Origin of the sequence: Almyronema sp. (genome assembly GCF_052168255.1) — a bacterium.
In the GTDB taxonomy this organism is placed as follows: Bacteria; Cyanobacteriota; Cyanobacteriia; order Phormidesmidales; family Phormidesmidaceae; genus Sphaerothrix; species Sphaerothrix epifaneia.
In genome coordinates, this window is record NZ_JBQLZL010000006.1 from 1 (window position 1) to 7,128 (window position 7,128).

General features: G+C 49.0%; 4 protein-coding genes. All 4 read right to left on the reverse strand.

Annotation, left to right across the window (positions count from 1 at the left end):
• Positions 1-141: 141 nt before the first annotated feature.
• The 4 genes from mfd to ACTS3T_RS01320 all read right to left on the reverse strand — a co-directional run bounded on the left by mfd (position 142) and on the right by ACTS3T_RS01320 (position 6,964).
• Entirely contained in the window at positions 142-3,777 is a 3,636-nt protein-coding gene (gene mfd, locus ACTS3T_RS01305) for a transcription-repair coupling factor (RefSeq protein WP_377962908.1), read from the reverse strand.
• A gap of 614 nt (positions 3,778-4,391) precedes the next feature.
• Positions 4,392-6,518: a pentapeptide repeat-containing protein gene (locus ACTS3T_RS01310; protein WP_377968302.1), complete on the reverse strand. Its 2,127-nt coding sequence runs from the start codon at positions 6,516-6,518 to the stop codon at positions 4,392-4,394.
• Entirely contained in the window at positions 6,515-6,799 is a 285-nt protein-coding gene (locus ACTS3T_RS01315) for an Imm30 family immunity protein (RefSeq protein WP_377968303.1), read from the reverse strand. Before ACTS3T_RS01315 ends, ACTS3T_RS01310 begins: the two co-directional genes overlap by 4 nt.
• A 6-nt stretch (positions 6,800-6,805) precedes the next feature.
• Positions 6,806-6,964 carry a hypothetical protein gene (locus ACTS3T_RS01320; protein WP_377968304.1) on the reverse strand — a complete coding sequence of 53 codons (159 nt, stop codon included), beginning with the start codon at positions 6,962-6,964 and terminating at the stop codon, positions 6,806-6,808.
• Positions 6,965-7,128: the final 164 nt, after the last annotated feature.

Here is a 7,128-nt window from a genome sequence, read left to right on the forward strand (position 1 = left end):
GCAGAGCAAAGACTGTTCAATTCAAAATCGAAAATCTAAAATCGAGAATTGATATTAGCCACTGAAGGGGCTTAACCTTGGCGGCTATAGCAAGGCTGGGTTGCGGTTGAGCAGGGCTGATGAGCGCTTGAGCGGCAGAACTCAGACCAGGGCGGGTTCTTGCAAGGCTCCCTGCATACTGCTGAGCCATTCAATCAGATTTTCTAGCTGCTTTTCTGGCTTTAAAACGCCCATACCGCGAATAGTGACCTTTCCGGGGGTATAGACAAAGCGGCTTTGCAAGTGACTGGGCAGTTTGGCTTGCAAGAGCTTCCAAGCGGGTTCTTCCATCGGCGTTTCCATGACCACATGCTGTTTGCCGTCGGGTTTGATGCGCGAAAAGCCAAGCTGTTTGGCAATTTGCTTTAGCTCTAACATGCGAATCAACTGTTCGGTAGCGTGAGGAATGGGGCCATAGCGATCGCTCAAATCTGCTGCTAGCTGGGTTAGTTCGCGACGGCTGGCGGCGGCTGCCAACGTGCGATAGGTGCTCATCTTTTGATCAAGATCGGGCACATAGTTGACCGGAATAAAGGCGGTGACGTTGAGATCGACCTGTGTATCTTCCACCTGCGGAATTTCTTGGCCGCGAATTTCCGCGATCGCTTCTTCGAGCATATCCATATAAAGATCGAAGCCAATCGCATCCATCTGACCTGACTGTTCGGCACCTAGCAAATTCCCTACCCCGCGAATTTCCATATCGCGCATAGCAAGCTGATAGCCAGAACCCAGTTGGGCAAATTCTTGAATCGCCCGTAGCCGTTGGCGAGCTTTATCAGTGAGCTTGTTTTGCCGGGGGTAAAACAGCCATGCATGTGCCTGAATGCCCGATCGACCCACGCGACCCCGTAACTGGTAGAGCTGAGACAAGCCAAAGCGGTGAGCGTCTTCTATCAAAATGGTGTTGACGCGGGGAATGTCTAAACCCGACTCAATAATGGTGGTACAGAGCAAGATATCGGCTTCGCCATTGCTAAAGGTGAGCATGGTAGACTCTAGTTCGCCTTCAGGCATTTGACCGTGGGCGATCGCCAGTCGTACCCCTGGCAGCATCTCTCGCAGCCGGGTCGAAATTTCTTCAATGCCTTCTACACGCGGCACAACGTAGAAAACCTGACCGCCGCGATCGAGTTCTTGGCGAATAGCAGAGCGCACTGTTTCAGGATTGTAGGGAGCTAGGTGGGTTTTGATGGGGCGGCGCGAGGGCGGCGGCGTGGTAATCAGGCTCATTTCTCGTACGCCTGAGAGAGCCATATAGAGGGTGCGGGGAATGGGGGTGGCACTAAGGGTCAGCACATCAACCTGGGTTTTTAGCGCTTTGATTTTTTCTTTTTGGTTGACGCCAAAGCGCTGCTCTTCATCGACCACTAACAAGCCCAAGTCTTTGAACTTGACGCCTTTGCCCAAAAGCTGATGGGTGCCGACAACGACATCGAGTTCGCCTGTCGTGAGCCGTTGCTGAATATTTTTGCGTTCTTCAGCGCTGCGAAAACGGTTGAGTAACCCCACTTGAATTGGGTAGGGGGCGAAGCGTTCTTTAATGGTGTGGTAGTGCTGCTGGGTGAGGATAGTGGTGGGAGCCAGCATGGCCACTTGCTTTCCGGCTGTGACCGCCTTAAAGATGGCGCGAATAGCTACTTCGGTTTTGCCAAAGCCAACATCGCCACATACTAGCCGATCCATTGGCCGCAAACTTTCCATATCGCGCTTAACGTCTTGTGTGGCTTTAAGCTGATCAGGGGTGGGCTGATAGGGAAAAGAATCTTCCAGTTCTTGCTGCCAGGGCATATCTAGCGGGTAAGAAAACCCTTCTAGCTGCGATCGCTGGGCATAGAGCTTGAGCAAGTCTACCGCCACCTTTTTGATCGCCTTGTTGACCTTGCTCTTGGTTTTCTCCCAGGCTTTGCCCGTCATTTTGTTGAGTTCGGGCTTTTTGCCTGCCGCCACGCGATAGCGAGATAAAGTGCCGACTTGATCAGCCGCTACCCGTAGCAGACCGTCCGCATACTGAATCACTAAGTATTCGCGGGTTTCTTGATTAACAGAGAGGCTTTCTAACTTTAAGAATCGACCAATGCCGTGACTGCGATGCACCACATAGTCCCCTGGCTGCATCTTGTTGGGGTCTACCTGTTTAGAGGTGGCTCGCCGCCGTTTGCGCACATAGCCAGCCGTTGCCAACGTATGCTGACCAAAAAATTCGCGATCGGTGACAATGGCAATGCGAAACGTGGGTAGAACAAAGCCTTCTAGCTCGGCTAAGCCCGAATATTTCACCGCTACAGGGGTTTTTTGCAGTTGCAGTTTGTCAATGGCGGGATAGTCTTTGGGATTGGGGACAAACTGGGCAGGGCAGTCGTGCTCTTGCAGCAGCGACACCGAACGCGAGGGCTGAGCCGACACCAGCCAGATAGCAAAGCCGCGATCGCGCTCTTGCCGAATGGTTTCGGCTAGTTTGCCAAACTGATGTGGAATCGCCGGAATCGGACGGCTAGACAAATTCAAACCTTGGCCTTCTTCGGCAATTTCAGATAGGTAAAGCCGTTGGAAACAGGCCACCTCCTCTAATGCCTGTGCAAAAGAGCGATGAATGCAGAGGGCGTCACGGTGCTTGAGCAGGGGCTGCGGGGTGGGGGCTGCGGGGTGGGTTTCGTTGAAGGCTGGCGGCAAATCAGCGGTGTGATCGGCCGCGTCTGCCTCATCTTCTGCGCCTTCTCTATCTTCTGCCTCGTCCCCATATTCCGGTGTTTCCGCCTCTCCCCCGCCAGCTACAAACTCGCTAAATTGTTCTTCTACATGCTCAAACCAGCGATCGCTATGGGCTTGGCTTTGATCTAGTTCATCGAGGGCAATGAGGGTGTTGTGGGGTAGGTAATCGAGCAGCGAAGCGGGTTGCTCAAAGGCTAGACCCAAAAACCGACGCATTCCCTCAACGCTTTGCCCATTGTCTAAGGCTTCTAGTGACTCTGGTGACAGTAGCGATTCCAGCCGTTCTTGTTGCCGCAAGGCGTCTACAATCATTGGCGTGAAGTGGGTAGCCGTGAGGACGAGTTGCTCGATTTTGTCGAGCGATCGCTGGGTTGAAGGATCAAATTCGCGCAGCCGCTCTAGTTCATCACCAAAAAGCTCTACCCGCACGGGCAATTCGGCAGCCACCGGAAAAATGTCAATAATGTCGCCGCGCTGGCTCCACTGCCCTTCCATTTCCACAATCGAGACTTTTTCGTAGCCTAAGCGGGCGAGTTGAGCGGCCAGCTGCTTGAGGTTAATTTCCATGCCCAATTGCAGCGTGGTGCAGTAGTGCTTAAACGTCTCAACTGGCGGCAAACAAGGCTGTAGCGCCCGTTCAGTGGTGACAATGGCTGTCGCACTCAGCCCCGCTTGAGATCGATCATCGCCGCCGACGAGGTCGGCGAGTACCTGCATTTGCCCCCAGGTCATTTCAGACTCTTGATCAAACGGTTCGTAGGGCGAAGACTCAGAAGTCGGATAAAAGTGCAGCGTAGACCATCCCATCGCCTCTAGCTGGGTGGCCCAGCGTCCAGCTTCCTCTAGCGTGGCGGTAACAACCAGCAGCGGTGACTGTTGGGTTTGAGCAAGGGCAGAGGTGACCAGTCCTTTAGGCAAACGAGCAATGCCGTTGAGGGCGAGGAATTGCTGTTGGCCGAGCTTAGTGAGCAGTTCAGTAGCCAGTTTAGAGCGACCCAGCGCCCGCGTAACGGAAGAAAAAGCCATGACAAATCAGACGGTCTTCAGTGAAGAGGGGCAAAATTTTAACATTTTCCCATTGTAGAAGGGCGATTCAGAGTCGGGGCTAAGCTGCTCAAACTACTCATGTAGCTAAAGGTAGAAGGCTGAGGGCAAAAGACAAAATGAAAGCTTTTCTATCAGCGGCTTCAGCGATTGAAGTGTCTCAACCTTAGCGGTGATAGCTAAGCTAACCCTGACTGTATGGGTGAGTAGTCACTAAGACAGGGGAACTAACCCTTAGCATAATCATGCTTTACTCTAAGTCGCCCCGGTAGCCCCCAGTAGCCCAAGGATCACGAGAATGGTACCGACGACTTAGTAGAACAACTGAACGCGATCGCCCCATAAGCCTGAGATTGGGCATCTAAAAGCTGGTAGACAACGAGATTCGTTGCAACGTAGCACTTACTTAAAAGAAACAAGCCGAGAGCGCCATTAAAATGCCCCAACGAATTTTCATCTCCATTTCCTGACTTATTTTCAGAAGAAAGTTTCTGCCTAATGACCAAGTTGAGCAGCGATTAGATAAAACTGAAACGAAGCTAGAAAGCTCAATTCGCCGCTCCAATGACTTTTCATCTTGGGATTGCGGTCGCTTGTTATGCAGCAAATCCCAGAGCTTTTAGAATCAGTGGCAACAGTTTGCTACATGCATCCACAATCTTGGCGGTATCAGGCAAACTTTTTAATGTTGCATCAAATATCTTCATTGCTTTTCGGGCAATGCTTTCGCGTTTTGCAGGTTCCTCCATCTGCTTTGCCTCAGCGAAGGATTGTACTTGCTCTAGCAAGTCTGCTTTGTCTGGATCAGGTAAATCACTATCGGTTTCAATTACCTGTTGCAGTTGAGCCAAGAGTGTTTTGAGGTTTGCTTGAGCAGGTTCAGGTGAATCGGGTAGCTGATTAATGGCATTCGTGACATTGCCGCTAATGGTGCCAAGGTTGACGATTCCATCTCCACTGCTCAATCCACTGATACTGGCATTATCACCTGTATTGATATTGATTCCTCTGTTTTCTGTCACGGCGAATTCTCCTTGAATCACCTGAATGGTTTCTGCCTGAATTGTAGATTGGTGGGTTCCAGTCTGGATAAACTTGTTGATGACCCCTTCCATACGGTTAATCTCGGCGTCTTGTGCAGCTAACCTGAGCTGAATTGAGCCTAGTAGCTCTTTCCTGATTCGAGCGTAGTTTGTGAAATACTCATGATTCAGTTCAGATTTGTCTACATCTGACGCGGTGGTATAGCGAATATTTAAACCACTGCCTCGCCATTCAAGCGCCACAAACTGTAGATCTGCGTCTGGATGGTTTTCAGCTAAATTTTTGAGGGCGATTGAAATGCTTCGAGGATCAACATCTTGCCGATGATATAGGTCTAAAGTATCGAAGTAAGGCTTGATGAAATCAGCAAATTCACCCTCGCTAAAGTTTTTTCGCTCATCATCCGGTTTTCGCAAAGGGTTACGCTTTTCTAGTGTTGGCAACCGCATATAAACATAATCACACTGCACGTTTTCTAGCTTGGTCGTGCTGGTCATTCCCCAGTCTTCGATGCACGCTCCTGTCAAAATCGCGCCTGTCAGATCAGCCTCATCTAGCTGAACTTGTTTCAGAATTGCCCTCGACAAATCAGCGTCTCGTAAGTTGGATTGGTTCAGGTTTGCGCCAATAAAGCTAGCATCTTGCAAATTAGCTCCTTGCAGATTGACTCCAGTTAAATCTAACCCATCAAAGTTTTGCCCTTGCCCATTACAAGTCACAACCAATTGCCGAATTTTAGGATTTGCCAAATAGGTATCTCCGGATCGGGCAAGATGGAGTTGCTTGGCATCTTTCCAGTAGGTGTGGGTAATAGTTGTCTTCCGGAAGTTTGCGCTTTTGAGTCTTGCTTGGGTGAAGTTAGTTCCGGTTAAGTCCGCATTCCAGTAACAAGTGCCACCTATTGTATTAAAAGCTACGCTAAGCTTCCAGATCAAGAGATACTTTCTGTCACTCTGGAGCACACCCGAAGCCATATAGTTTCCTAGAAGAAGGATAGCAGTGGCAAAAAATATGGCAAGAGAAGCAGCTATAGGGATGAGATTTACAAACATCTGCTTAGCAACAAGAGTCAAGGCAGTAGATAAAGAGAAGAGATTCGCAGTAGAAAAGAAGATCTTGTTAAAGTTGCTACTAGAAAATACAGATACAAAAGCGTTAGTAACAATGCCAAAAATTGCGCTAATGGTAACTAGAGCAAAAGCTCCAGCAGCAATACCATTGAAGGTAAAAGCAAGAGAAAAAACAAAAATAAAAGCAACAGAGATAACAATGACAAGAGTTCCAAAGGTTTCAACTACGAAGCCATGACGAATGACAATAACGAACAGAACCAACAGAAATAATAGAGTAGGAATACCCAGTATAATGGTGTACTTCGGATTGATTAGGAAGTACGCCGTAAAAACACCTGTATATCCCGATAGTACTCCTGACAGAGTTGACAGCATCGAGAGGATTGCTAGTTGACCTGCTGCCCAATGCCTTTGTAAACCTGCTTTTGCTCCTGCAAAGTTTACCTCCTTTAGAATGGCACTGGTGAAATTTGTTCCGCGAAGATCTGCTTCACTAAAATCTGCTCCAGAGAGAGTTTGGCTTTTAAACGATTGCCCTCGCAAGTCTGCTCGACAGAAATCGCGTTTTCCTGTTTTGTAGAGTCTGAGAACTTCGCTAGCCTTCATAAGGCAGATGCCTCTAGAGATAAAACTTGATACAGTTCCTCCGAAAAGTTTCGTGATGCTAATGAGAGCAACTGGTTAATCTTGCTTTGCTGATCAGGGCGCCTTGAGGCTATTTTCTCCTCAAAGGTCGGTCGTGCGATTTCGCTATTCATAATCCGAGAATGCAAAATTGTTTTCCATTCTTCGGCTCGTTTGATTAAATCAGGCAACACTTGAAAAAAGGCTTGTACCTGTTCCTGCACATCAAATAATTCGAGAAAATGCACCAGGCTAAACCCCACCTTTGATTACTCACAGGCATCATCTAGAATCCAGATGCAGGCTAGGCAGATCCGCAGGGTCAGGGTTTTGAGCCAGTTCCAGAGTTTGTTCAAAGCAGGCAACTTCATCGGCGATCGCAGCAATCGACATGCCTTGAGCACATCAACCAGTGGATTTTGACTCATACCGGATACTCCTGCTCAAAAACACCCGTCCAAGCCGATTAGTTTAATTAAATAATTGCTCGTACACCGCGCCCAATAACTTCTATGTAGACCGCTTCTCATTGATCAAGCGATCGCATCGACAAGCTAATTCGCTTCAGCGCTTCGTTCACTTCCAAAACGCG

Bases quoted from the DNA above. Each gene is read 5' to 3' on its own strand.
- ACTS3T_RS01310 (WP_377968302.1), bottom strand. From the start codon at position 6,518: ATGAAGGCTAGCGAAGTTCTCAGACTCTACAAAACAGGAAAACGCGAT.
- ACTS3T_RS01320 (WP_377968304.1), bottom strand. From the start codon at position 6,964: ATGAGTCAAAATCCACTGGTTGATGTGCTCAAGGCATGTCGATTGCTG.
- mfd (WP_377962908.1), bottom strand. From the start codon at position 3,777: ATGGCTTTTTCTTCCGTTACGCGGGCGCTGGGTCGCTCTAAACTGGCT.